We start from the raw sequence: 1,295 nt of genomic DNA, 5'->3' as shown, positions 1-1,295 counted from the left end.
CAGGGCAATCGCATCAAACTATTAGCGAGTACTGTTGGATAATCGCGATGGTGTCGGTAACACTTGGCGGTCGTTTTCCCGCTGGTGAGATGCCGCCGATGCCTGAGATGACCCTGGACCGCTCGCTGATGACCCATTTTGCGACGCTGGAAGACCCGCGCTGCCCGCTCAAGCGGCGTCACAACCTGCTCGACATGATTGTGATCGCCATCGCGGCGACCCTCGGCGGAGCGGATGGCTGGGTCCAGATTGCCGAGTTTGGGCGCTCGAAGGAGGCGTGGCTGAGGCAATTTCTTGAGCTGCCCAACGGGACTCCCTCGCACGACACCTTCGGGCGTGTCTTTAGCGTGGTGGATACGGAGGCGTTCGAGGCCTGCTTTCGCGACTGGGTCGAGGCGATCCGCGTGGTCATCTCGGGCGAGATCATCGCCATCGACGGCAAGACGCTGCGCCGCTCGCACGATCGCGGCAAGGGGTTGGCCGCGCTGCACCTGGTGAGCGCCTGGGCGACGGCCAATCGGGTGGTGCTCGGGCAGGTGGCCACCGAGGCGAAGTCCAACGAGATCACTGCCATCCCACAGGTCTTGGCGCTGCTGCACCTGCAAGGGTGCATTGTCACCATTGATGCGATGGGCTGTCAGACCGCCATCGCTGAGCAGATCGTGGCGCAGGGGGGCGATTATGTTCTGGCGCTCAAGGGCAACCAGAGCACCTTGGCCGCCGAGGTCGAGGAGGCGTTCATCGAGGCCGATGCGCGCGAGTATGCGGAGGTCGCCTCTGAGGTCCTGGAGACGCGTGAGCAGGGGCATGGGCGGCGTGAAACCCGCCGCTACCGCACCCTCGGCGACCTCTCAGGCGTGCCGCGCAGCGCCTTGTGGAAAGCCATGGACATGATCGGGATGGTGGAATCCGAACGCGAGATCAACGGCGTGATCACGCGTGAAATCCGCTTCTATATCGGCAGCATCGGCACCGACGTGGAGACCTTCGCGCACGCCGTGCGCGGGCACTGGGGCGTGGAGAATCAACTGCATTGGAGTCTCGATGTCTCCTTCAACGAGGACCACTCGCGGGTGCGCGATCCCGAGGCGCGGGAGAACCTGGCGCTGATTCGGCGCATCGCCCTCACCCGTTTGCAGCATGACGACAGCAAGCTCGGCATCCAGAGCAAGCGAATGAAGGCCGCCTGGAACGAACCCTATCTCACCAAGCTGGTGTTCGAGGCCCCGAAGATCACGCCTCGAAAGGCAGCCTCCAAGGACTCGAATATTAGGAAAATGTGATGCGATTGCCCT

At 62.9% G+C, this 1,295-nt stretch carries 1 protein-coding gene; it reads left to right on the top strand.

Going from position 1 to position 1,295, the window contains the following annotated elements; genetic code table 11:
- Positions 1 to 98: 98 nt before the first annotated feature.
- Positions 99 to 1,283 (top strand): ISAs1 family transposase, encoded by a 1,185-nt coding sequence (locus tag CKO23_RS24755; protein WP_200336197.1) that lies wholly within the window; start codon positions 99 to 101, stop codon positions 1,281 to 1,283.
- Positions 1,284 to 1,295 lie beyond the last annotated feature (12 nt).

Origin of the sequence: Thiocystis violacea (genome assembly GCF_016583565.1) — a bacterium.
In the GTDB taxonomy this organism is placed as follows: Bacteria; Pseudomonadota; Gammaproteobacteria; order Chromatiales; family Chromatiaceae; genus Thiorhodococcus; species Thiorhodococcus violaceus_A.
The sequence above is the reverse complement of the archived record's forward strand: the minus strand, read 5'-3'. Positions and strand labels throughout refer to the sequence as shown.

Coding starts and splice junctions, on each gene's coding strand:
- CKO23_RS24755 (WP_200336197.1), top strand. CDS start 99: ATGCCTGAGATGACCCTGGACCGCTCGCTGATGACCCATTTTGCGACG.